Origin of the sequence: Aestuariibaculum lutulentum (assembly GCF_032926325.1) — a bacterium.
In the GTDB taxonomy this organism is placed as follows: Bacteria; Bacteroidota; Bacteroidia; order Flavobacteriales; family Flavobacteriaceae; genus Aestuariibaculum; species Aestuariibaculum lutulentum.
In genome coordinates this window covers 2,816,720-2,842,448 of the sequence record NZ_CP136709.1, presented here as the reverse complement: position 1 = coordinate 2,842,448, position 25,729 = coordinate 2,816,720, and the positions used below count along the sequence as shown (strand labels likewise).

Annotated in this window: 16 protein-coding genes; 6 read left to right on the top strand and 10 right to left on the bottom strand. The window is 35.8% G+C overall.

What is annotated here, in order from left to right; translation table 11 throughout:
• Nucleotides 1–12 precede the first annotated feature (12 nt).
• The 7 genes from R1X58_RS12095 to R1X58_RS12065 all read right to left on the bottom strand — a co-directional run bounded on the left by R1X58_RS12095 (nucleotide 13) and on the right by R1X58_RS12065 (nucleotide 11,148).
• A complete protein-coding gene (locus R1X58_RS12095) occupies nucleotides 13–2,124 on the bottom strand; it encodes a glycoside hydrolase family 97 protein (protein ID WP_240572998.1) in 2,112 nt (703 codons plus the stop codon).
• A gap of 28 nt (nucleotides 2,125–2,152) precedes the next feature.
• On the bottom strand, nucleotides 2,153–3,598 hold the full coding sequence (locus tag R1X58_RS12090) for an alpha-amylase family glycosyl hydrolase (protein ID WP_240572997.1): 1,446 nt from the start codon (nucleotides 3,596–3,598) through the stop codon (nucleotides 2,153–2,155).
• A 22-nt stretch (nucleotides 3,599–3,620) separates the two neighbouring features.
• Nucleotides 3,621–5,576 (bottom strand): glycoside hydrolase family 13 protein, encoded by a 1,956-nt coding sequence (locus R1X58_RS12085; protein WP_317292977.1) that lies wholly within the window; start codon nucleotides 5,574–5,576, stop codon nucleotides 3,621–3,623.
• Complete coding sequence (locus R1X58_RS12080) at nucleotides 5,557–7,869, bottom strand: glycoside hydrolase family 65 protein (protein ID WP_240572995.1); 2,313 nt, start codon at nucleotides 7,867–7,869, stop codon at nucleotides 5,557–5,559. Before R1X58_RS12080 ends, R1X58_RS12085 begins: the two co-directional genes overlap by 20 nt.
• A 47-nt stretch (nucleotides 7,870–7,916) precedes the next feature.
• A complete protein-coding gene (gene pgmB, locus R1X58_RS12075; RefSeq protein ID WP_240572994.1) occupies nucleotides 7,917–8,573 on the bottom strand; it encodes a beta-phosphoglucomutase in 657 nt (218 codons plus the stop codon).
• A gap of 14 nt (nucleotides 8,574–8,587) precedes the next feature.
• Nucleotides 8,588–9,943, bottom strand: a complete 1,356-nt coding sequence (locus tag R1X58_RS12070) for an MFS transporter (protein ID WP_240572993.1) — start codon at nucleotides 9,941–9,943, stop codon at nucleotides 8,588–8,590.
• Nucleotides 9,944–10,074: 131 nt separating this feature from the next.
• The gene (locus R1X58_RS12065) at nucleotides 10,075–11,148 is read right to left on the bottom strand and encodes a LacI family DNA-binding transcriptional regulator (protein WP_240572992.1); all 1,074 of its coding nucleotides are present in this window, start codon (nucleotides 11,146–11,148) and stop codon (nucleotides 10,075–10,077) included.
• 280 nt (nucleotides 11,149–11,428) lie between these two features.
• Here R1X58_RS12065 and R1X58_RS12060 point away from each other — a divergent pair, with 280 nt between their 5' ends.
• The 6 genes from R1X58_RS12060 (at nucleotide 11,429) to R1X58_RS12035 (ending at nucleotide 22,634) form a co-directional block, all read left to right on the top strand.
• Nucleotides 11,429–14,533: a SusC/RagA family TonB-linked outer membrane protein gene (locus R1X58_RS12060; RefSeq protein WP_240572991.1), complete on the top strand. Its 3,105-nt coding sequence runs from the start codon at nucleotides 11,429–11,431 to the stop codon at nucleotides 14,531–14,533.
• A 3-nt stretch (nucleotides 14,534–14,536) separates the two neighbouring features.
• Complete coding sequence (locus R1X58_RS12055; RefSeq protein ID WP_407932711.1) at nucleotides 14,537–16,093, top strand: RagB/SusD family nutrient uptake outer membrane protein; 1,557 nt, start codon at nucleotides 14,537–14,539, stop codon at nucleotides 16,091–16,093.
• 17 nt (nucleotides 16,094–16,110) lie between these two features.
• Nucleotides 16,111–17,517, top strand: coding sequence for a SusE domain-containing protein (locus tag R1X58_RS12050; protein ID WP_240572989.1), 1,407 nt, complete (start codon nucleotides 16,111–16,113; stop codon nucleotides 17,515–17,517).
• A 92-nt stretch (nucleotides 17,518–17,609) separates the two neighbouring features.
• Entirely contained in the window at nucleotides 17,610–20,498 is a 2,889-nt protein-coding gene (locus R1X58_RS12045; RefSeq protein WP_240572988.1) for an alpha-amylase family glycosyl hydrolase, read from the top strand.
• A 240-nt stretch (nucleotides 20,499–20,738) separates the two neighbouring features.
• Complete coding sequence (locus tag R1X58_RS12040; protein ID WP_240572987.1) at nucleotides 20,739–21,566, top strand: universal stress protein; 828 nt, start codon at nucleotides 20,739–20,741, stop codon at nucleotides 21,564–21,566.
• Nucleotides 21,567–21,782: 216 nt separating this feature from the next.
• Nucleotides 21,783–22,634 carry a hypothetical protein gene (locus R1X58_RS12035; protein ID WP_240572986.1) on the top strand — a complete coding sequence of 284 codons (852 nt, stop codon included), beginning with the start codon at nucleotides 21,783–21,785 and terminating at the stop codon, nucleotides 22,632–22,634.
• Between the two features lie 12 nt (nucleotides 22,635–22,646).
• Here the strand turns inward: R1X58_RS12035 and R1X58_RS12030 are convergent, their stop codons facing one another.
• Genes R1X58_RS12030 through R1X58_RS12020 form a run of 3 tightly spaced genes read right to left on the bottom strand, consistent with a single transcriptional unit; the run spans nucleotide 22,647 to nucleotide 25,539 of the window.
• The gene (locus R1X58_RS12030) at nucleotides 22,647–23,723 is read right to left on the bottom strand and encodes a DUF481 domain-containing protein (RefSeq protein ID WP_240572985.1); all 1,077 of its coding nucleotides are present in this window, start codon (nucleotides 23,721–23,723) and stop codon (nucleotides 22,647–22,649) included.
• 29 nt (nucleotides 23,724–23,752) lie between these two features.
• Nucleotides 23,753–24,463, bottom strand: coding sequence for an outer membrane beta-barrel protein (locus R1X58_RS12025; RefSeq protein WP_240572984.1), 711 nt, complete (start codon nucleotides 24,461–24,463; stop codon nucleotides 23,753–23,755).
• The gene (locus R1X58_RS12020; protein WP_240572983.1) at nucleotides 24,460–25,539 is read right to left on the bottom strand and encodes a hypothetical protein; all 1,080 of its coding nucleotides are present in this window, start codon (nucleotides 25,537–25,539) and stop codon (nucleotides 24,460–24,462) included. Before R1X58_RS12020 ends, R1X58_RS12025 begins: the two co-directional genes overlap by 4 nt.
• Nucleotides 25,540–25,729: the final 190 nt, after the last annotated feature.

The following is a 25,729-nucleotide window of genomic DNA, read 5'->3' as shown; positions in this document are numbered from 1 at the left end:
CTTATATTTTAGTTACTCTTCCACTATACTAATAGCATATCCTCCACCTTCCACACTCTTTAATGATAATTTAGATGTATTAGTTACCTTCATCTTTTTAATAGTGTATTCCTGAGGATTCGTTTTATAATCGGCATCCTTGGCATCTGCATAAATCGTTGCGATATATTTTTTCCCTTTATCTAAGAAGTCTAAAGAGATATTCGACTCGCGACTCACTTTTCCATTGACATTACCTACAAACCAGTTGTTTGTGCCCTTAGCCTTTCTTGCAATCGTAATATAGTTGCCAGGCTCGGCTTCCAAGTACATACTTTTATCCCAATCTACTGCAACGTCTTTTATAAACTGAAAAGCATCTAAAAACTTATTATAGTTTTCCGGTAAATCGGCAGCCATTTGCAATGGGCTATACATAGTAACGTAAAGCGCCAACTGATTCGCAATGGTACTATTAACATGTGAATTATTATTCGGATTTAATTTACTAATGTCCATTTCAAATATACCAGGTGTATAATCCATAGGACCACCAATTAAACGTGTAAATGGCAATACCGTTACATGATTAGGTTTCGAACCACCAAATGCCTGATATTCGGTACCACGCGCCGATTCGTTTCCTATTAAATTCGGATAGGTTCTGGCAATTCCGGTTGGTCTAACAGCTTCATGAGCATTTACCATAATTTCGTATTCGGCTGCCTTTTCAATTGCATACTGATAATGATTAATCATCCACTGGCTGTAATGATTTTCACCTCTTGGCAAAATATCACCCACATAACCACTCTTCACGGCATTATAACCATGATCTTTCATAAACTGATAAGCTTCATCTAGATGTCTTTCATAATTTCTAACTGATGAAGACGTTTCGTGATGCATAATCATTTCAACTCCTTTAGATTTGGCATAAGCCTGAATCTCATCGACATCAAAATCGGGATATGGGGTAACAAAATCGAAGACATAATCTTTAGAATGCCCATACCAATCTTCCCAGCCAACATTCCAGCCTTCAACTAAAACACCATCAAAACCATGCAATGCAGCAAAATCTATTAATTCTTTTACACGTTTATTGTTAGCAGCATGCGTACCATTCGGTGTTGCTTTACTATAATCGGTGGCATCTAATTTCACGGCTTTAAAATCATTGGTATAAGACCAGGAACTTTTTCCTGTAATCATTTCCCACCAAACGCCAACATACTTCACGGGTTTAATCCACGACGTATCTTCAAGAGCACAAGGTTCATTTAAATTGTAGGTCATTCGTGATGCTAAAATATCTCGGGCATCATCACTAATCATAACGGTACGCCAAGGCGTATTTGAAGGCGCAATCAAATATGGTTTGGTTCCTTGAACATCTGGAGTTAACCAAGCATTAAACACCATAGTTTCGTCATCTAATTCGAGGTGTAATACTGAAAAGTCAATTAATGCTGCTTCGTGAATATTGATATACAGACCTTCATCGGTTTTCATCATTAATGACGTTTGAACGCCAGTTGAAGAAAATGATTTTTGAGACAAGTTTTCGGTAATCGATTTATCCATCAATCCACGAATTTCAGACAAGCGAGATTCTGTATAATCGTATTCCTGGGTATCATAATCACCCGGAATCCAGAATGCCGTATGGTCGCCTGTCATAGCAAACTGTGTTTTTTCGTCTTCAATAATAAAGTGCCCTAAATTAGGTTGTTCAGGAAACTCATAACGGAATCCAACGCCTTCGTTAAATGCGCGGAAACGAATATTCATTAAACGCTCTGTTGATTCCTGTTTTAAACGAACAAGAAGTTCATTATAATGGTTTTTAATCTCACTTTCCTCTCCCCAAACCGGTTTCCAGGTTTCATCAAATGTTGATGTTTGTGTATCTAAAACTGAAAATCCACTATCCATATTTTCAGTTTCCTTAAGTGTAAATCCAAGTTTACTTGATTTTACAGCTGCTTTATTTTTGAAAGCTATTTGATAAACCGGTGCTCCATCTGAGTTTAAGGAAAACTCCATGACAACATCTCCATCTGGCGATGAAAGTTGTTGTGCTGTTACTCCGAAACAGGTTAATAGAGTAAACAGCAGTATATATATATTCTGCCTCTTCATGCTTATTTTATTTAGTTAGTTTATTCTGCTATTTGCTAATTAGAATTTTGTATTCCCAAGGTTCTAATCTTAACTTTTTGTCTTGACTAAATTCTACAGGCGTATTGGTTTTAAAGTTGATAAAATGCCCTGAGATAGGTAAATCCACCTCTAGTTCAACTTTTGAAAAATTACCAATAAAAACAAGTTTGTTTTTTTCTTTATATCGCTGCAAAATCAAAACATCTGGATTTTCAACATCTAAAACCTTTAATTCTGCGGAAGTTTTCCCGCCATTTAAAGCTGGATTGGTACTTTTCAGTTGACCTAATTCCTTTAATAGATTCCATGTTGCACCTTTTATTTTTGGGATAGAATCTTTTTCAAAAAACTTTAATCGGTAATCTAAACCGTATTCCTGTCCTGAATAAATTAATGGCATGCCGGGCATCACATAAGTCAGAGCTGTCATTAAATTAGAAGCTTCACCTAAGCGCTCTTTTACGGTACCATTCCATGAATTTTCATCGTGATTGGTAACAAAGTTCATCAAAATATCATCCGATTCGTATTCCGTTTTGCTTTTCTCAATATAAGTTTTTATATCGTTTACATTCATTTTACTTTGTGCGACTTCATTCATAATGTGATGAAATTCCCAGCCATAGCCCATATCAAATAAATTAGCTTTCATCAACTCCGGCTGTCCGGCTTCGGCCAACATAAAAATGTCCTTCTTTGCTCGAAGTTCAGGAATGGCCTGCGCCCAAAAATCGGTTGGCACATTGCTTGCCACATCACATCGGAACCCATCTACACCTTCTTCGGTAATCCAATAACTCATATCGGCAATCATTTCTTTACGCATTTCAGGATTGTCATAGTTTAAATCGGCCACGTCTCCCCAACCCCACGATTCTCCGGTATCGGGATTAATTGGATCTATAATCTCACCTTTATCGTTTTGGGTGTAATAATCTGGGTGATTTTTTATCCATTCATGATCCCAACCTGTGTGATTTGGCACCCAATCTAAGATGACATAAATGCCATTATCGTGAGCTGTTTTAACCAGATTTCTGAAATCTTCAATAGTTCCGAATTCAGGATTTATCTTGGTATAATCGGAAACCGCATAATAGCTTCCTAACATTTTATCGCGTTCGGCCTCATCTTCAATTTTATAAGCAAAATCACCTCCGGTGGCTTTTCTATTAGTTTCTGAAATTGGAAATACGGGCATCAACCAGATAATTTTCACCCCTAATTCTTTTAACTGCGGAATATCTTGAGTAAAGGCCTTAAACGAACCTTCGTTAGAATACTGACGAATATTGGCTTCGTAAATAACTGCAGATTCTAAAACAGCATTATTAATAGGCTCAATTACCTTTATTTCCTGAGATATTTCAGATTCCTGCACAACCTGTTTCTTTTCGTTTTTACACGAAATGAAGATGATTAAAGCTGGGATTAATAACATTAGTTTTTTCATTATTATATCTTATTTTTTAGTTTTAATTTTTAGTTGAAAATAAAGTGACCCCATTAGGTTTGATTGTAATAGAATCTTCCCAAACACTTATATCACCACTAATTATATTTTTAATGTTCTTTCCTTTTAAACCAAGCTCTTCAAACCTTGAAGTTGACAAACTTATTTCAGATGTTTTATTCAAAATAACAACAACAACCTCATCATTTAAAACACGAAACAAGACATACATACCATTTTCCGGAGCAAAATGAATGGTCTTCCCCTCATGAATGGCCTTACTTCCCTTTCTGTATTTCACTATTTTTTTAACGAACTGCTGCATGTCTAATTGTTTTTTTGACAATCCTTTTCCGGTAAACGCGTTGACTGAATCACCTTCCCAACCACCAGGAAAATCAGTTCGAATTAATCCGTGGTCGCCAGGTTTAGCCGTGTCGTTCATTAATATTTCGGTACCATAGTAAAACTGAGGAATTCTTGGCATAATAAAAATATATCCTAAAACCATTTTTATCTTATCGACATCATCATAAACCTGAGTACTAATACGGCTCATATCATGGTTATCGGCAAAAATGAGTATGTCTTTTGGTGAGGCATAATAAAAGTCGTTAGCCAGTCCTTCATACATTTTAATGAATCCGGTATCCCAACCTTCCTCTTCATTCATAGCATTTACAATCTGGCGTTGCATGGCAAAATCCATTGGAGATTTTAAATTGGAATCGTAACCATCCCGATTATTCGCACCTTCCTGCCAGTAGCCAATAATTAACGGATTAATACTCCACTCCTCTCCAACAATGGAAAAATTAGGATATTCATTCATAATAGCTCCCGCCCAACGACTCATAAACTCTTTATCGGAATACGGATAAGTATCCTGACGAATACCACCTAATCCTGCAGTTTCTATCCACCAAATACTATTCTGAATGATGTACTTGGCCATAAACGGATTTTTCTGATTCAAGTCAGGCATAGAAGGTACAAACCAGCCATCACTCATGTCCTGCTTATCTTTCGCAGATGCATAAGGATCCTGATTACTTGTACGTCTGTGATTAGAATTTGTTAGATGCTCTTTATTTTCAAAGGTTTTCTGCTGATTTACCCAATTTGAAAACGGCAAATCTTTCATCCACCAATGCTCCGATCCACAGTGATTCGCCACCTGATCCATGATAAGTTTGATTCCTTTTTCTCGTGCTTTTTCGGATAATTCCAGATAATCCTCTAAAGTTCCAAAACGTGGGTCGATTTCATAAAAATCGGTCATAGCATAGCCATGATATGAACTTTCAGGCATATCGTTAGTAAGTAACGGACATGGCCAGATGGCTGTAAACCCTAGATCTTCAATATAATCCAAGTGATTGGTAATTCCTTTTATATCACCACCATGACGCGCATAATCATTAGTTCTGTCAATCACTCTTTCTAACAGATTTACATTAATATCGTTAGAAGGGTTTCCGTTTGAAAAGCGATCGGGTGTTATCAAATAAATCGCATCCGAACTATTAAAACCAACATAATTGTCCGCCGACTTGATTCTTGGTTTTAATTCATAAGTTTGTGTTTTTACCTCGCCATTTTCAAACCTAAATTCAATATTAAATTTCCCCGGTTTCGTTTGATGATCAATAAGCAAATCGATAAACAAATAATTTGGACTTTCGCCTTTATTTACAGATGTAATGGTTACTCCCGAGTAATTAATTTCCGGTTGCGCCTTGGAAATACCAGGACTTTTAACCAACAATTGTAACTCTTGATTTTTAAATCCTACCCACCAATTTAAAGGTTCTATGCGTTCCAAATCCTTGTATTCTGAAATTTTAACATCGGTATAAGATACTACTTCTTTTGCCTTTGTATCATTTTTACAGGCACTATTTAAGGCTATTGTAAAAAGAACAAAACCTAATTTTAAAATGCCATGTATTTTTAGATTAGCCAGAGACATTTTCATAATTATTAGGAGTAATTACCTGTAATTCATTATTTAACAAAATCTTCAATTCCTTTTCACTTTCCAGTTCAAATATCGTTTCCTGCTGAGTAACATGAACCTTCAATATTTGATTTCTGAAATTGATTTTAAAGGAATACCCGCTCCATTGTTTTGGTATTTTAGGTGTAAACGACAACATATTATCTTTTACTCGCATCCCGCCGAAACCTTCAACAATACTCATCCACGTTCCAGCCATTGAAGTGATATGTAAACCTTCGTGAACTTCTTTATTATAATCGTCTAAATCTAAACGAGACGTTCGTAAATAGAAGGTATACGCCTGCTCCATACGGTCTAATTTAGCTGCCTGAATGCTATGTACACAAGGAGATAAAGAACTTTCGTGAACTGTAAACGGTTCGTAAAAATCGAAATGACGTTCTAATTCGTTCTGAGAAAACTGGTCTTCAAAAAAGTAGAACCCCTGCAACACATCGGCTTGTTTAATATATGGCGAACGTAAAATACGATCCCAGCTCCACTTCTGATTTATTGGACGTTGCGACTTATCCAGATCGGCTACTGTAACCAAATCCTTATCCAGAAATCCGTCTTGCTGTAAATACACCTGATGCTTTTCTGAATATGGAAAATACATATGTTCTGCAACTTGCTGCCACTCGTCTATTTCAGATGTAGACAGCTTGGTTTTATTCATAATCCGGATATAATCTGAGCTATATTCCGCTTCAACTTTCTCTATATTTTCAATCGCATAATTGATACACCATTGCGCTAAATAATTGGTATACCAGTTGTTATTCACGTTGTTTTCGTACTCGTTTGGTCCGGTAACTCCAAGAATAACATACTTGTTTTTGTCGGTTGAAAAAGTGGCGCGTTGCTGCCAAAAACGAGCTATTCCTATTAAAACTTCTAATCCCTTATTTGGAATATAGCTGTAATCGTTCGTGTAACGGTAGTAATTATAAATTGCAAAGGCTATGGCGCCATTTCGATGAATTTCCTCGAAGGTAATTTCCCATTCATTATGGCATTCCTCTCCGTTCATAGTCACCATTGGGTATAATGCAGCACCATTTGTAAACCCAAGTTTTCCTGCGTTTTCAATAGCACGCTCTAAATGATTGTAACGGTATTCCAACAGACTTCGCGCAACACTTTGGTTTTTGGTCGCCATGTAAAACGGAATGCAATAGGCTTCGGTATCCCAATACGTGCTTCCGCCATATTTCTCACCAGTAAATCCTTTCGGACCAATATTTAGTCTTGAATCTTTCCCAAGATAAGTTTGATTTAACTGGAAGATATTGAAACGAATACCTTGCTGTGCTTTAACATCGCCTTCAATGGTAATATCGGCCATATCCCAGATGTTCGCCCAGGCCTGCATTTGCCTTTCCAACAAACCTAAAAAGCCTAAATCTTTTGCTTTAGCCAATACATTTTGAGAAGCAGATATTAATGCAGATTTTTCATGATTACTATCAACCGTATAACCTCCGAATTTTTCAATTTTAAAGGTTTCACCTGCTCTAATGTCTTTTGAAAAGCTGAATGAAATACTATTTGAAGTAGTCTCCATTTGTGGATTTAAGTCAACGAAAACATCATTTACAAACACCTGCGATTCCATAAACGTACAGGTATGGAATTCGGTTTTCATGGTTTTCGCTTCAATAAATGCCTGAGTATGTTCATGAGATACTCTAGACACATCCCAGAATTTATCATCCCAATTGGTGTCTTCGTTGGTAATTCCGGCGTCTACATACGGAGAGAATGTAATTGAAGCATCGGTATTTAACGGGGTAATTTCGTACCGAATAGCTCCAAGTTCGTCAAAATCCAGACTTAAAAAGCGTTTGGTTTTAACAGCAACCTGAACATCATTTTGAAGTGTTGCCTTAAAACTTCTGGATAACCAGCCTTCCTTCATATTCAATTCTCGAGAAAAACCTTCAACACTTTTGCTTTTGTAAAGATCTAAAGATTCACCATTCACCTTAACGTTAATACCAATCCAATTTGGCGCATTTAACACTTTCGCAAAATATTCAGGGTAACCATTTTTCCACCAGCCTACACGGGTTTTGTCTGGATAATATACGCCGGCAATATAGCTCCCTTGAAATGTAGCTCCTGAATACTGTTCTTCAAAATTAGCACGTTGCCCCATAGCACCATTACCGATACTGAACAGACTTTCCGAGGATTTTACACGACTCGCATCAAAGCCTTCTTCTATGATAGACCATTGATCTGGTTTTATATAATCTTGATTCATTTGTATTTTGTACTGTATTTAATTGATTTTTTTCAGCTAAAGACAGTTTATTTTTTAGGGTTAATTAGTTTGTCTAAGAAGTCTAAAGACATCTCTGTAAAATCTTTGAACACATAATCTGCCTCATGTAAAACATCGACATCTCCAATACCAATACTTACCATGTTTGCAGCATTTGCTGCCTGTATTCCGGCCACAGCATCTTCAAAAACAATACAATCTTCGGGTTGCACATGCATTTGTATTGCTGCATTTAAAAACACCTCCGGATCTGGCTTGGCATGAGTAACTTGATTACCGTCTACAATAGCATCAAAAAACTGAGTTAAATTGACTTTTTCTAGAATGCCAACTGCATTTTTACTGGCTGAGCCTAATGCTATTTTTTGATTTTTTGAAGATAAATAGTTCAAAACCTTTGAAACATCTGGCAAGATTTCATCTTCCTGCATCGTTTCAATAAAGCTCAAATAGTGATCATTTTTTTCAGTCATTAAAGCTGTAAATTCATCATCAGAAATAGTTTTTTGTCCCCAATGAAGGATCTTTTTTAAAGACTCTACTCTACTCACTCCTTTAAGTTGTTCGTTTTTATCCAACGAAAACTCTATTCCAATTTTGTTAGCTAATTGCTTCCAAGCCTGGTAATGATACTTTGCAGTATCTACAATGACCCCATCGAGGTCAAAAATAAAACCGTTCATTACGATGATTTTTTTTAAGATTGGATAACGTCGTCGACGTCTTTAACTTTAAATACTAGCGTAGCAGCAATTAAGAAACTAACCCCACTTATCATGAGTGCCATAATTGCCTGGTCTCCGTAAGCATACTTAACTAACGGACCTCCAATTAAGGCATTGATAATTTGCGGAATAACGATGAAAAAGTTGAAGATCCCCATATAGACACCCATTTTTTTAGGTGAAATAGACCCCGCCAAAATAGCATAAGGCATGGCCAGAATACTAGCCCAGGCAATACCAACACCAATCATAGAAAGAATAAGCCAGTCTTTATCAGGCATGACGTAAACCGAAAGCAGTCCTATACCTCCAATAATTAAGGATAAGGCATGCGTACGTTTTCTTCCTATTTTTTTAGCGATAAACGGTAAAGCAAAAGCATATAAGGCTGAAATGAGATTGTAAACGCCGAAAAGGATACCTACCCAGTCGCCAGCATCTTGATAAGTTGCACTGCTACTATCGTTTACTGGTAAACCGTAGAGGTGCTGAGCAATAGCTGGAACTGCAAATACCCACATACCAAATAACCCAAACCATGAGAAAAACTGTACCCAGCTTAACTGACGCATGGTAACTGGCATGTTTTTAAAATCTTCGAAAATGGTTTTTAAGCCTGCTTTTTCTGAAGTGTCTTCATCTTCTGAATTTGAAGCTTGATCATCCTGAAATTGTGCTAATTCCTCTGGTGAATACTCTTTAGTTGTGAATACGGTAACCAGAATAGAAAGCACCAAAATAATGGCTCCAATAATAAAAGATAAAATTAAGTTTAACGGAACTTCACCTGCAACCGTAGCGTTCGATACGCCAAACCAATTGGTTAACGTGTACGGTAACCAGGAGCCAATAACTGCGCCAAAACCAATTAAAGCGGTTTGCACACTGAATCCTAAGGTACGCTGATCTGTTCTTAAATTATCACCTACTAAAGCTCTAAACGGCTCCATAGCAATATTAAAAGAGGCATCCATAACCATCAGGAATCCTGCACCTACCCAAATAGCAGGTAAAAAGGCTGTAAAAATATCGGCTTGTGGCATTAACACCAATCCTATCGAAGCTAAAATAGCTCCAACTAAGAAGAACGGTTTTCTTCTACCAAATTTACCCCAAGTCTTATCGCTGTAGTACCCAACAATTGGTTGAACAATTAAGCCCATTAAAGGTGCTATAATCCAAAACCAGGACAGCTGATGTACATCGGCTCCAAAAATTTGAAGTATTCTGCTTGCATTGGCATTTTGCAGGGCGAAACCCATTTGAATTCCCATAAATCCGAAACTCATGTTCCAGATTTGAAGAAAACTTAACTTACGCTTTTCCATCGAAATAGTATTTTAATTGATACTATTGATAAGCATAAAACTTATCAAAACTTACATGTGAGAAGTGAATATATAAGTCTTGATTCTGCGTCAAAGATATAGAAAAGAATTTTAAAATTCCTAAAAAAGTTTTATTTAGTCGATTCTCTTTCAATAATTTCGGTCTCTATCACATAGGTTTCAAATGCCTGTTCTCTAGTGTTTTCGTTAACATTTGTGTCATTATCCTCGTCCTCCATTTCTAAACGATCGATTAATAAATCGGCTGCTTTCTCTCCTATTTTTTGTCCGTGTTGACTTACAATAGTTAGGCTTGGCGAAGCGTGTTTAGATAAAACACCATCAGTAAATCCGATGACTTGTAAATCATCAGGAATAGCCAATCCTAATTTCTTAGCCACTTTCATGGCCGTTACAGCATATAACTCATTCACAGCAAAAACACCATCAATTTTCGGATTCTTTTTAAATAACTGTTCTATTTCATTTTCAAGAATATCGAGATTTTCTTCTAACGACACCATATCGTCCAATTTTAGAATTAAATCAGGTTCAGCATACACCTGACTTTCTTCTAAAGCACGTAAATACCCTTGTGTACGTAGTCTACCAACGCTTACGTAATCCATCGTAGTAATTAAACCAATATGTTTACAACCATTAGCTACCAGTTTTTTTACAGCCTTAACAGATCCTTTAAAATCGTCAACAATTACTTTATCACATTCCACCTCATTAACGACACGGTCGAACATAACAATGGGTATCCCCTGACTTATGGTTTCATTAAAGTGATGATAATCCTGTTTTAGCAAAGTCTCTTTTGAAATGGATAATACAAAACCATCAATACTTCCGTTAGCCAGCATTTCCATATTTAAAACCTCTTTACTAAATGATTCGTTGGAGAGACCAACAATAACATTGTAGCCACGTTCATTAGCTACTATTTCGATACCTCGAATAACCGTAGAAAAAAAGTGATGTACAATTTCAGGAATTAATACCCCTATTGTTTTTGTCTTCTTATTTTTTAAACTTAGGGCTATATTGTTAGGCTTATAATTCAGAAATTTAGCAAAAGCCTGTATACGTCGTCTGGTATTTTCCCCTATTTCCTTGCTATCTGCCAAAGCTCTGGATACCGTTGATACTGAAACATCGAGTTCTCTTGCTATTTGCTTTAATGTGACTTTTTTCTTCATTATTTATTTTAAATATAGCTAAATTTAAAACGCCTTACTAAAAAAATAAGACTAACCTAGTAATGCTAATTTAGTTCGTTTCATCTAAAAAACCTAAGCATCAAAAAAATATCACTACGGAAACGTTTGCGTTAAAAATTTCGTAAAAGTTATTAACACGGAAACGTTTGCGTTACGAATTTGACAATTCACCAATAGGCTTAATTATTACATTAGCAATAATTCATGGTGAGAAGTGAAGATATAATAAACTAAACAAAGACATTAACAAAAGAACTGTATGAAGACAATTATTAATGGCGTACTGTTTTTTCTCTTGTTTGTTCCCGCAACCATTTTGGCACAAACAAGTATAAAAGGAACAGTAACTGAACAATCTACATCTTTACCACTTCCCGGAGTAAATATTCTCGTTAAGGGTACTACCAATGGTACTGCTTCCGATTTTGACGGCGAATACCAACTTCAGGTAAATCAAGGAGATGTAATAACGTTTACATTTATCGGATATCAGACTCAGGAAATCACCTATACCGGGCAAACGGTTTTAAATGTGATTTTAGTTGAGGACACAGCAAGTTTAGACGAAGTTGTTGTTATTGGATACGGTAGTGTAAAAAAAGAAGACTTAACCGGATCTGTTGAAGTGATTTCTTCAGATGACTTTAACCAAGGCGCTGTGGTATCTCCCGACCAATTACTTCAAGGTAAAGCTGCTGGTGTTAGAATTACCAGTGCCGGCGGACAGCCCGATGCAGCCCCGAACATTAGAATCCGTGGTGGTTCATCCCTTTCTGGAAATAATGCTCCCTTAATAGTAATTGATGGCGTACCATTAGATAACGGTGGCGTTGCTGGTGTAGGCAACCCTTTAAGTTTAATAAACCCCAATGACATTGAAAGCTTTAGTGTGCTTAAAGATGCTTCTGCAACAGCAATCTATGGGTCGAGAGCTTCTAACGGGGTTATCATTATTACTACAAAAAAGGGAACTTCGGGTGATGCTAAATTCAATTTTTCAGCAAGAACATCCATTAGCAACATTTCCAAAAATCAGCAAATTAATATCATGGACGGAAATACTTTTGTAAAGTTTGTGCAAATGTACTACCCGGATGATATTGGAATTTTAGGTGTACCTGTAGGATCGATTTCTACAACACAGCCAGTAACTCAAGTTATTAGCACCCCGGAAGGTGATCGCGCCATTTACAATTCCGATTGGCAAGATGCTATTTATAGAACTGCTGTTACTAAAGATTATAATTTTGGAGTTCGTGCCAACTTATTTCAAGCCGTACCATTTAGAGCATCTATTGGATACAACAATACAGAAGGTGTTGTTAAAACAAACGACTACGAAAGAATTACCGCTTCAATTCGATTAACTCCAAAGTTTTTTGATGAGCATTTAAAAGTAGATATTAATGCCAAAGGAACTTCTGTAGATAAAAACTCAGTAGACGACGGCGGTGCCATTGGTGGCGCCATTTCTATGGATCCTACAAAACCTATTTACGACAGCAACTCTATTTTCAATGGTTATTACCAACAATTACGAGCTTCAGACGATGCTAATAATCCAAATGCAAAAGCCGGAGCAAGCAACCCTTTAGCTGTTTTAGAACAAAGAAGTCGACCTGAGAAAGTACAACGTATTTTAGGTAATGTTGAACTTGATTACAAGTTCCATTTCTTACCAGAATTAAGAGCAGTAGTTAATTTAGGACTTGAAGCCGCAAAAGCAGACATCGAAGAACGCTTTGCCGAAAATGCCGTAAACTCATATACTTTAGTTCCAGACCCAAGTGTTCCAAAAGGCACCTATATTTTTAATCCAGGAATAAGTTTTGCAGAAAGACAAACTATTACAAATACAACAATGGAATCGTATCTGGCTTATAAAAAAGAGTTTGAAGATACATTCATCAATAATTTCGATGTACAGGGAGGATACTCCTACCAGAACTTTAAAAACGATGGAAATAAAGATGAATATAGAAACGACGAAATAACAGGAGAACGCATTCCTAATATAGACTCATTAAATCTAAATAACAGATATTTCAACGAATTAAACCTTCAATCGTTTTTTGGAAGAGCCAACGTTAATCTAGCTAATAAATATTTACTGACAGCTTCATTTAGAGCGGATGCCTCTTCATTCTTTACCAAAGAAAACCGCTGGGGATATTTTCCATCAGCAGCATTAGCCTGGAAAGTTAAAGAAGAAAACTTCTTAAAGAATGTCAACTTTATTAACGATTTTAAATTCCGTATTGGTTGGGGTGAAACCGGACAACAGGATATTTCAGGACAGGTAGGGTTCTATCCTTCCATTCCACTTTTCGAAATAGGTTCTCCTCAAAGTCAGTATTTATCGGGTGTAAACTTATATAACGCTAAGGAATATAACCCAGATTTAACCTGGGAAAAAACAACCACTTATAATGCCGGTGTAGATTTCGATTTCTTTAGAAACAGTTTTTTATCAGGATCTTTTGATATCTACAAAAAAGAAACAACCGATTTATTAGTATTAACCAACGTACCTCCGGGACAAGCTTTAAGCGATCAGGTAATTCAAAATGTTGGTACCACTGAAAGTAAAGGTTTTGAATTGAATTTAAATATGAATCCTGTTCAAACAGAAACCTTCAATCTGTCCTTAAACGGAAACTTATCTTATAACTACACCGAAGTAACCGACTTAAAAGGAGCGCAGCAAATTAATGCTAAAGATGGTGGTTTATCGTTTGGTACCGGTAACATTCTGTTACGCCATGCTGTTGGACAACAAGCGGGTTCTGCCTGGGTACTTAAACAGGTTTACGATACCGATGGTAACCCAATACTTGGTTCGTTTGTCGATTTAAACGATGATGGAAGAATTACTGAAGACGACAGATACTACAGAGCTATTCAACCTAACTGGACCTTTGGTTTCGGAATTAACATGGACTATAAAAACTGGAATTTAACTGCTAGTTTCAGGGGACAATTAGATGGAGAAATTTACAATTCCAGACGATTAACTCATGGTGAAATCCAAAACGTAAAATCGTTAGATGGTACCTTCTTTAATAATGCCTTAAACTTCTTTGATGGAACTGCAAATCCGGTATTCACAGATATTTTAGATCCCGTTCAATATTCAGATTATTTTATTGAAGGTGCATCATTCCTAAGATGTGAAAACATTGTATTGGCACATACTTTAAATAATGTTATAAAAAATGCGACCCTTAAAATCTACGGTGCTGTAAATAATCCATTCCTAATCACAAATTACTCAGGTCAAGATCCGGAGAACTTTTTAGGAATAGATAATAACTTTTACCCTAGAGCAACAGTTTACAACTTAGGTGTGAATATTGACTTTTAAACTATGAAAAAAATGAAAAATAATATATTTAAAATACTACTTGGTTTGGTCTTTATTAGTACTCTAAATATTGGTTGTACCAGCGATTTAGATACCGAACCACTAATTGAGTTGTCTTTGGAAGAACTCTTATCTCAAGATCCAAAAGCTGTTGAAGGTATTTTATCTCGCCTTTATGGTTCGTTTGCCCTTTCGGGTGCAGATGGTCCTGAGAGTTCAGATATTAGTGATAATGCTGGAGAATCTCCCTTTTTAAGGGGAATTGTTAACCTTCAGGATTTCGCTGCCGATGGCATGAAAAACCGTTGGGGTGATAATGGTTTAGACCAATTAACTACAACTAGTGACTGGACTCCGGAAAATAAATTCTTCAGATATTTATACAACAGAATTTTCTTTACCGTTCCACAATGTAACAACCTGTTAGCTATTCTACCAAATGTTGATGTAGAAAACAAGGAAGTAATAACTTCAGAAGTTCGATTTATCAGAGCTTTAGCATACTACTATTTAATAGATGTATTTGGTAAAGGAGTTTTAGCTACTGAAGAAAATTACGGACAAACCGATCCGTTACCGGAAGCTTCAAGACAAGAATTATTTGATTATGTTGAAGCGGAATTATTAGCTATCGAACCACTTCTATCATCTGAAAACACTTATGGTCGTGCGACTAAAGGTGCAGCTCAAATGTTATTAGCTAAATTGTATTTAAATGCAGAAGTTTATACTGGAACTGCAAAATATGCTGAGGCTGCAACTTATGCTAATAAAGTGATTACAGAAGGTAATTACACACTTGTAAATAATTATGTGAGCTTGTTTTCTGCAGACAACAATACCTCATCAGAAATCATTTTCCCTTTAATTGCAGACTCTCAGGTGAGTCAGAGTTATGGTAATACCACTTACATTGTGAATGGTAACTTAAGCTCAGACACTATGCCACTTGCAGAATTTGGCGCAACCGATGGTTGGGCAGGTCACAGAGCAACAAAAGCCTGGTACGGTCTTTACGGAGATTTAGCAACCTCAACCGACGACAGAGCCAAATTATTCTGGACAGAAGGTCATAACTACGAAATGGACGATTATAAAGAATGGACAGACGGTTATCCTTCTGTTAAATTCAGAAATACTAATGTCTCAGGAAGTTCGTTAGCTTCAAGCTTTTCAAGTACAGACTTTCCGTTATTCAGACTGGCTGATGCTTATTTAATGTATGCAGAATGTGCTATAAGAGATGCTTCCGGAACCGATAAGGGCACCGCGCTTGGATATGTAAACGATGTAAGAACACGTTCTCATGCCAGCACTGTTTCTTCTGGTGATTTAACGCTGGACTTTATAATTGATGAAAGAGGAAGAGAACTAAATTTAGAAGGACACAGACGTACCGACTTAATCCGCTTTGGAATGTTTACAGGCAGTTCTTATATATGGCCTTGGAAAGGTGGTGTAAAAAATGGTGCTTCTATTCCATCAACTTATAATGTATACCCTATTCCATCTTCTGCATTACAAGCCAATCCTAACTTAAGCCAAAATCCAGGTTATTAAAAACTAAACTAATTATTATGAAATATATAAAATTTTTATCGCTTTTAATTTTAGCCGCTATTGGCTTTACTTCTTGTGATCAGGAAGACGATTTAGTGTTTGTTGCTAAAGTACCTGAAGAAGGTATAAGCTTTTCAAATATGTTTTTAGAAGAATATACGCTAACTACAGCTACTTCTAAAAATATTGGTGAACGTTTTACTTGGGAGGACGCCTATTTCGGAGTTCCTACCAACATTGAATATGAATTACAAAACTCCCTTTCAGGAGATTTTACAGATGCCACGGTTGTTGCTACTACAGATGGTAATGAGCTTTCTATCACTATTGGAAATATGTTAACCTATGCCACTGCTGCAGGTCTTGACAACGATCCGAATACAGATAACCCAAATTCAGGGGAACTTTACTTTAGACTAATGGCTTCACCTGGTACCGATGGCGGATTACCTGTTTACACCGAAACTCAAACCTTAAATGTTGTATTACCTGAGGCTGTTACTGGTGGAAGCGCTTACGAAGTTTCTACATGGGGTGTTGTTGGTTCGGGCTACAATAACTGGGGAGCCTTTGCCGATGGGAAATTCTATACCACAGCAACACCGGGTGTTATTGTTTCTTATGTGAACCTAGTTGATGGAGAAATTAAATTCCGTGAAAACAATACTTGGTCGGGTGACTTAGGTGATGCTAATATGGATGGTATTTTAGATGCTGATTCCGATAATAATATTGCGGTTACTGCAGGTGATTATAAAATTACCATTAACACAAACGACAACTCATATACTATAGAAGAATTCTCTTGGGGAATTGTAGGTAGTGGTTTTAATAACTGGGGAAATACTCCTGGGGTTTCAGATGCTAAATTATATTATGATTACACTACAGATACTTTTAAAGCTAGTGTAAAATTATTTGATGGAGAAATTAAGTTTAGAATGAATAATGCCTGGTCTGTAAACTTTGGCGATGCTAACTTAGATGGTATTTTGGATTCGGATAGCGACAACAACATTGCCGTAACTGAAGGGCATTACTTAATAACCTTAGATTTAAAAGACAACTCGTATACTATTCAGGAGTCAAATACTTGGGGTGTTGTAGGATCAGGATACAACAACTGGGGTGGCGACAAATGGGACCATGACGGAGATACAGCAACAGCTGAAGAATTTATATCTGATGCAGCCCTAACGGAAATTCAACCAGGAGTTTGGTTTGCAGAAAACATAACTCTAATTGATGGGTTAATTAAATTCAGACCTGATAATGCATGGAATGGAGATTATGGCGATGCCAATGTGGATAACATTCTAGATCAGGATCCGGACAATAATATTGTCGTGACCGCAGGAAACTATGTTATTAGTATTGATTTCAATGATGCTGAAGGTCCTAAATATTATTTAGGAAAACGATAAAATATGGTGACTAATTCATATTTATAAGTAATGATAAAAGGGTTGTGTTATTGTATAATTATGCAACCCTTTTTGTTTAAACTTTAAACAAAATGAAAAAACTAATACTATTAACACTACTCTTATCTTTTTTTGTTGGTCAGGCTCAAAAACAAAATGTAGATTATAACCTATCGCCAAATCCCTTTGATGAAGACGACAGCATTACCATTACTTTTGATGGTGCTACAATCGACGAATCTGCCTGGGGGGTTACCGATAATGCTTTGTATTTATGGGCATGGTCTTTTGATACAAACTTGTCAAACCAACAAGATTGTCCAACTAACGGAAGTTGGAATAATTCCAATGAATCCAACCGCTTAACATATAACTCCACTGCCGATGAATATACAATTACCTTTACCCCTACTACATTTTACAGCCGCACAGGTATAGGGCAAATAGGCTTTCTTATTAAAGCTAAAGATGGAACAGAACAAAAACAATCTCAGGATGAAACCATTAATGTCGGAACATTTCTTGTCTCATTAACAGCTCCATCATCCAGCACATCAATACTAAATAGTGGAGATAATTTATCTATTGCAGCCAGTAATACAGGAGGAAACGCCGACTATGTTCTAAAAGCCAACAATGTTACTATCGATACTCAAAATGGTATTTCTTCTTATACTTTTACCCATACAAATTTTACTGAAAACACAAATTATTCGTTGGAAGTTACCTTTTCCGGAGAAACTAAAACCAAATCATTTACAGCCATTTTAGACCCTGTTACCGTTTCAGAAATTATGCCTGAAACCTACCAAGACGGCATTACCTACGACGAAAGCGATAATACCAAAGTAACCCTAGTACTTTATGCTCCAGGAAAAGATTTTGTATATGTTGCCGGCAGCTTTAATAACTGGCAACCCGATGCTACATATGCTATGAAACGCGATCCTTCGCGCAACAGTAAATTCTGGATTACATTATCAGGTTTAACACCCCAACAGATTGAAACCTACCAATACTGGGCGGTTGATAAGACACCCTTAGCAAATTCACCTGTATTGGTAAAAACTGCAGACCCATATTCTACATTGGTTCTATCTCCTTTTGATGATCCTTATATCCCGGCAAGTTCCTACCCGAATTTACCGGAGTATCCACAAGGACAGGAACGTGAAGTTACGGTTTTACAGACCGGACAAACCGATTACAACTGGCAGGTCAGCAATTTTTCGAAACCTAAAAAAGAAGATTTAATTATTTATGAAGTTCTGGTTCGTGATTTTGATGCAAACAAATCTTTTCAGGATATTATTGATCGCATCGATTATTTCAAAAACCTAAATATTAATGCCATTGAACTTATGCCTGTCATGGAATTTGAAGGCAACGAAAGTTGGGGTTATAACACCGCGTTTCATATGGCTTTAGATAAATTTTACGGTACAGAAGAAAAGTTTAAAGAACTTATAGACACCTGTCATCAAAACGGTATTGCTGTTATTTTAGATCTTGCCTTAAATCATGCTTTTGGAAGAAACCCTATGGTTCGATTATGGATGCAGGATAACGATGGTGATGGCTGGGGAGATCCGAGTTCTGAAAACCCATATTTTAATCAAACGGCCAAACACTCCTATAATGTAGGTTCCGATTTTAATCATGCTAACGGTTTTACAAAAACATATGCCAAACGCGTGGTAAAACATTGGATTGAAGATTTTAAAATAGATGGTATCCGCTGGGATTTAACCAAAGGATTTACCCAAAATTGTGAAAATAATGAAGGATGTACTAACGATTATAACGCAGACAGAGTCGCAGTTTTAAAAGAATATGCTGACTATAGCTGGAGTTTAGACTCTGATCATTATGTTATTTTTGAACATTTGGGTGCCGACTGGGATGCCAACAGCGATGGAAAAACATCAAGAGATGAAGAAACCGAATGGGCCAACTACAGAATTGATGAAGGTAAAGGTATCATGCTATGGGGTAATTTAAATCACCAGTATAACGAATTGACCATGGGATATACCGGAGACATTACAGAAATGGGACACACTTCAAGAGGATATACAAGCCCAAGATTAGTAGGTTATGTCGAAAGCCACGATGAAGAACGTTTAATGTATAAAAACCTTCAATATGGCAATATTAATGCTGAATACGATGTGACAAATTTGGAAACCGCATTATCAAGAATGTCGGCATTAGGAGCCATCTCGTTAACCATTCCAGGACCAAAAATGATCTGGCACTTTGGCGAATTAGGCATGGAAAACTCCATTTATACCTGTAACAACGGGTCGGTTAATACTGCCGATGATGCTACTGATGGAGATTGTAAACTGGACACCAAACCTCAACCACAATGGACGAATAACTGGCTAGGTAATGCTACTCGAAACCAAATTTATAATGATTGGGCACGAATTAACCATTTGAAAACTAACGAACCTGTTTTTGAAGGAAGCTATACTATTAGTTCAGGAAATCTAACCCCTAGAATTAGCATTTACACAGGTGATGAAAATACCAGTGGTGTTGAACTAAAAAACGTAATTGTTATTGCGAATTTTGATGTTACAACGCAAGCTATTAATCCAAATTTCCCATATGCAGGTACATGGTACGATTTAATGGATAACAGTGTAATAAATGCTGCAACCACGAGTATTCAGTTAAATCCGGGTGAATTTAAAATTTACGGAAACCAAAGCAGTACATTATCTGTTTCAAATATTGAAAATGCTACGAATTTCAGATTATTTCCAAACCCTGCTACAAACGCATTTAAGGTAAACCAAAACGTTCAACAACTGGAAATATACGATATTACAGGTAAGCTTATTAAACAATATAATGGTAATATAGATTTAGGAACTGAGATTGACATTTCCTATTTATCTAAAAACATTTACCTGATTAAAATAAAAAATGATTCCGGCGATACAGGCTTCGCTAAATTAGTTAAGTTGTAAAACCTGCAATTCAGGTCAAAAAAAAGGATTCTAATTTAAGAATCCTTTTTTTTTATGATATCATTCACACTTCATTTCAGGACATCCCGTTTAACAAACAGACTGTATTTCAATCAATTTAACAATTTTCATGTTGAAAATTTGAGAAATTAGAATTATCTTAATAAGATGAATGACATTTGTCATAATTTAAAAAAATATCATTCTCTAACTTTACTACATATTTAAAACTAATTACTCATGAAAAATATACTATTACCCACAGACTTTTCAGACAATGCTTGGAACGCAGTTGTTTACGCTCTTAAGTTGTATGCCGATGAGCCTAGTACATTTTATATTTTAAATACGGTTACCATTCAAACAGCTTCTTATGGTAGTCTTTCCAGTAAATTAAAAGATACTATGAAAAGTAATAGTAAAAAAGAAATGGAAGACCTAAAAAGACTTGTTGAAACTTGCGACCATAATGCCAATCATGAATTTCACTTTCTTCAGGGAACAGAAGATATAGTTACCTGTATGCGTAAAATTGTTCAGCAAAAAGACATAGATCTTATTATTATGGGAACGAGAGGGGCATCTGGTGCTAAAGAGTTTTTCTTTGGTAGCAATACCATTCAAGTAGTAAATCACATTCATGATTGCCCAGTTTTAATTATACCTGAAGATTACGATTTTAATGTGCCAAAACAAGTTGCTTTCCCTACCGATTTTAATCGAGCTTATAGTGAAACGGAATTGGCGCCAATAAAACATTTAGCCGATTTATTTAACTCTAAAATTAGAGTGGTGCACATTAACGTAGAAGAGAAATTAACAGCAAATCAGGAAAAAAATTTAGAACACTTAAAAACACTTTTAGCCGATTACGAGCATAGCTTCCACTGGATGCCTGACTATGCCAATAAAGCTTCAGAAATTAATGATTTTATTGAAGAACTTAGTATAGATGCTTTAACAATGGTAAATTATAAACACAGTTTTATTGAAGACATTATTAAAGAACCAGTAATCAAACGTATTGGGTTTCATCCTACCGTTCCTTTTCTGGTTATTCCTAAATAAATTCAATTAATAGCAATAGTACATATTTTTCGAGGTCACTCTTGAACAGCATAAAGCAAACTGTTAACCCCTATTTATGTTTGCTTTATGCTTTTTTTTATTTGAATATCTTTCAATTTTATCAATAGCCATCTTCATTTTAAACTAAACTATTTCGTACATTTATAATAGTAAGTTTTTGGAAACTATCTCACTAACTATAATTCAGGTTTTATAATGAAAAAGCATTACACATCGATTGTGGTTTGTCTCTTAGGTTTTTTCTTTTTAAATGCTCAAGATACCATTCCTTCTATTTCAACAAACCACAAAAGCGAGTTACCTAATTGGTATACTCATAAATTTGAAATGCATCTTGGTGCTTTTTTCCCTTTAAACAACACTCAGGTTCGTGTTGGAAGTACATCCAGCGGAAAAGGTACCTTATTAGACCTTGAGGATAATTTAGGTTTCTCGAAATATACCACCTCCTTTTTTGGAACATTTTCATGGCAGGCTTCGAAACGTTCGCGTTTTGACTTAAACTATTTTTACTTGAGTCGCTCAACACGTTATACTATAGATAAAGACATTGTTTTTGGTGAAAACACTTATCATGCCGATGCCGAATTAGAGGCGTTTTTTGATACTCAGATTTTACGGTTTTCATATGGTTATGCCATAATAAATAAACCTAAATACCAAATTGGAGCTTTAATCGGGACACATCTTTTATTTGGAAATATTGGACTGAAAGCTGAAACAAATGTTGGTTCAGCTGAAATAAAAGACAACTTAGATTTTACCGCTCCTTTACCTGATTTAGGTATTTGGAATAAATTCCTAATCAGCAGAAAACTGGCCATTTATAGTAACTTTAATTATTTATCTCTTAAAATAAACAATATTAAAGGTCGTATTTTAAGCTACAATGCTTCCCTTTCTTATAATGTAATCCCTAATCTGAATTTAAATTTAGGTTATACCGGACTTAACTTTCGAGTAGATATTGAAAAAGAAAAGCTAAACGGATTTTTAAAATGGGGGTATAATGGTCCAACCATTACCGCTATGTATGCCTTTAAATAAGAATTTTTAATTTTACAGCTCCCAACCAAAAGTGGCCTGAAATACATAATCATCTTTCGACGCATCTTGAACCGGCTGATTATCGAAGTTATAGGTTACACCGAATTTTATAAAGAAATCTAACGGTAAATCATATTTTAAATCCAAAGTATAATCTACCCTTAAACGATTTTTCTCTGTAATACTTGGATAGGCAATAATATTGGTTAACAAATTGAAATCTTTAACATCAAACAAATTGAGTTCTAAAGAGCCAAATGCCTCCAAACTGTTTCGATTTGTACCAACATCATCGGAGAATCGCTCATTATTTAAAGCCAAACCAGCTGCGGCCCCGAAATACAAATAATTGGTATGAATAAAATAATTACCGAAACCTACACGATTAGTAAAACGATAATCTATTTTTTGTTCGTCGTTTGCTAAATATTCAGAATTAAAAATAGCCAACATATCATTTTTCAAAAAGTAAGTAAACTTAATATTGGCATCAGTTCTATGAATTTCGCTACTCCCATCCTGCTTACTTCTAACAGAATTATAATTCCCTAATAGCTGCCAGTAATCAGCCGTATACCCCACTGAACTCCTTACATTTAACTGTCTTAAATTATTGCTTTTCGTTAAATTAAAACCAACTGAAATAGAGGCATCCAATCGCGATAAAAAACTGGATTTTACCGACTTTATAAAGACTATATCCTGAATACTAACCACTCTTCCATCTCCTACATTGGTTAACTTAACCTTTCCTGTGCCTGAAGCCAAACCAAGTGCTGTATTGTAACGTTCTCCATTTTTTAAGGTTACTAAAAACAACTGTTTCCCGCTAACTTGAGCAACTTCTACCCATGTAATTTTAAAATCGGAATCACTATAATCGGTTTCAACTGCCAAAACTCCATTTTGCATACTCTTTATTTCTCCTACTATGCGATTATTATTTTTAAGGACTAAAGTATCATTCTGAGCCAGAACACTATATCCGAATAATAGAATAACAACTATTATAATTTTACTCAAACCATTAAATACAATTGAACCTTTAGTACGTTTTAAATTAAACTTATACAGACTATTGTCTCCCATAATCTTACTTTTATTAATTTATATTTTTATTATTCCTTTAAATCTTTTCCCTTTCGTCCTAACGGAATATTGGCATAAACCGCCCATTGTTGATGATGCTGCTTTCCTGGTCCATCCATAACATCGCTTAATCCACCATAATAACGAACACCCACCGATGTAGTTTTTAATGGCGCTATATAATAACCAACACCTACAATCCATCCAAAATCCCAAAGGTTTACTACATCCTTAATGTTCCGTTTTAACTCCAAACTACCCTCCGGTGTATCAGCTTCAAAAACATCATTAGCTTTAATTCGCATGGAAACATGCGGACCAGCTTCGGCATACACTCCAATAGCTGTTAAATACTGAATGGCCATTGGGATACTTAAATACTTTATTTCTCTGGATACTTTTCCATCGGCATATAACGCATCCAAATGTTCATCTCCCAAGGAATACACAGGAATATCTCCAGCGCCACGAGTGTATTTTGCCAACATTTCGGTTTGTGCCCTAAACTTATCACTTATCTTATAATTAAAATTTAAGCCAAGGTTAAATGCATTCAAACTTCCCGATTCCGGGAGATTTGAAATATCATTCCATGAATAATTTAAATGGATTCCGAAAATTAATTTTTCAGAGTTTAAATCGTCTCCAAAAATTAGGCCCAGTAAAATTTGAGCAGGCGCCTTATAGCTTACCAAAAGCGCAAACAGAATTAAAACCGAAGTGAAATATTTTTTCATCATTTTTTATTAAATAAACTTTCAAATCTGTAATTCACCATAATTAAAAACGAGGTACGCTTTCCAAAAGTTCCTAACTCAGTTCGAAGTTGCCAGTGTTTGTTATGTTGATACTGTGCTCCAAAAATCAAATTCCAGGGCTTCGCTAATTCCTTATCTAATGCATATGTTATTTGAGCATCTCCAACATCTACCCCACTTAAATGATCATCAATTTTATTAATTATTTGATTGGCAACTAATTTTTGTCCGGGAGGCAACCCATCCGCCCACTCATGCAAACGATCTATAAAACCCTCCTGAAGTCCATCAGTTCCGTTAGGAAATAAGTCTTTAATTGTTATGCTTCCGTTAGTATCCCCATTAATATTTTGGCGAAAAGCACCAAACCAAACAGCTAAGCCTCGATCGGCTCGACGTGGATTTACAAAATTATGCCCTAAACGAATGTCTAAATTATGAGCTGGTACCGGCTCGACCAATGCCTCTACATTTCCAAAATTAAAATTATTATCAACCACAAAAAACAAAGGGCCAAATCCTCCTGCTACCGTAAAACCAAAACCCGCACTGGTTACACTAAAATGTTGGGTTGTAGAGAAATCAACCGGTCGTACTAAAGGAACAGCTGTACTGGTCGACCCAACTCCAAAAATACCATAGATATTCAAAAATGGTAATACCCACATATCTGGCCTAACTGTATATGCCTCTGTTCTTGCTTCTACCGTTCCGAACTTTATAAAATCACTTAAATCTACAGGCTCTAGATCGTTTAAACCTATCAAGGTTCTTTTAATATTTACATCCTGAACTTGTGTATAATAGGCTGTACTCAATCCATACGTAAATGGCACATCGAATCCTTTTTTATAAGCTTGTTTGGCTAAAATTGGAAATGTATAGGGGTACTCTCGGCTTTGTAAACTATCGTGATAAGCCTTATGGTATGGGTTTAATTCCTTCGATGTATACTGAGCGAAACTATTGCTGGAAATTATTAAAAAGAGACCTGTTAAAGCAATCTTCTTAAAAACATTAAAAATTGAATTATAACTGAAGCGTAATTTACAAGGCATAAGCAATCCATTTTTTCATCTTAAATCTAAGAAAAAAAAGACAATACTTAACACTAAAAACAAGATAACTTGAGATTAATCAAGAATTTACATTTTTAATTCACTAATATGAATTCAACAAAAAAACGTCACCTAATCATTACTCAGATTCAAAAGAAAAGATTATTAAATTCTTAATAAGCCTTTTGTT

Excerpts from the sequence above, each read along its gene's own strand:
- R1X58_RS12095 (WP_240572998.1), bottom strand. The coding sequence starts at position 2,124 with ATGAAGAGGCAGAATATATATATACTGCTGTTTACTCTATTAACCTGT.
- R1X58_RS12090 (WP_240572997.1), bottom strand. The coding sequence starts at position 3,598 with ATGAAAAAACTAATGTTATTAATCCCAGCTTTAATCATCTTCATTTCG.
- R1X58_RS12085 (WP_317292977.1), bottom strand. The coding sequence starts at position 5,576 with ATGAAAATGTCTCTGGCTAATCTAAAAATACATGGCATTTTAAAATTA.
- R1X58_RS12080 (WP_240572995.1), bottom strand. The coding sequence starts at position 7,869 with ATGAATCAAGATTATATAAAACCAGATCAATGGTCTATCATAGAAGAA.
- pgmB (WP_240572994.1), bottom strand. The coding sequence starts at position 8,573 with ATGAACGGTTTTATTTTTGACCTCGATGGGGTCATTGTAGATACTGCA.
- R1X58_RS12070 (WP_240572993.1), bottom strand. The coding sequence starts at position 9,943 with ATGGAAAAGCGTAAGTTAAGTTTTCTTCAAATCTGGAACATGAGTTTC.
- R1X58_RS12065 (WP_240572992.1), bottom strand. The coding sequence starts at position 11,148 with ATGAAGAAAAAAGTCACATTAAAGCAAATAGCAAGAGAACTCGATGTT.
- R1X58_RS12060 (WP_240572991.1), top strand. The coding sequence starts at position 11,429 with ATGAAGACAATTATTAATGGCGTACTGTTTTTTCTCTTGTTTGTTCCC.
- R1X58_RS12055 (WP_407932711.1), top strand. The coding sequence starts at position 14,537 with ATGAAAAAAATGAAAAATAATATATTTAAAATACTACTTGGTTTGGTC.
- R1X58_RS12050 (WP_240572989.1), top strand. The coding sequence starts at position 16,111 with ATGAAATATATAAAATTTTTATCGCTTTTAATTTTAGCCGCTATTGGC.
- R1X58_RS12045 (WP_240572988.1), top strand. The coding sequence starts at position 17,610 with ATGAAAAAACTAATACTATTAACACTACTCTTATCTTTTTTTGTTGGT.
- R1X58_RS12040 (WP_240572987.1), top strand. The coding sequence starts at position 20,739 with ATGAAAAATATACTATTACCCACAGACTTTTCAGACAATGCTTGGAAC.
- R1X58_RS12035 (WP_240572986.1), top strand. The coding sequence starts at position 21,783 with ATGAAAAAGCATTACACATCGATTGTGGTTTGTCTCTTAGGTTTTTTC.
- R1X58_RS12030 (WP_240572985.1), bottom strand. The coding sequence starts at position 23,723 with ATGGGAGACAATAGTCTGTATAAGTTTAATTTAAAACGTACTAAAGGT.
- R1X58_RS12025 (WP_240572984.1), bottom strand. The coding sequence starts at position 24,463 with ATGATGAAAAAATATTTCACTTCGGTTTTAATTCTGTTTGCGCTTTTG.
- R1X58_RS12020 (WP_240572983.1), bottom strand. The coding sequence starts at position 25,539 with ATGCCTTGTAAATTACGCTTCAGTTATAATTCAATTTTTAATGTTTTT.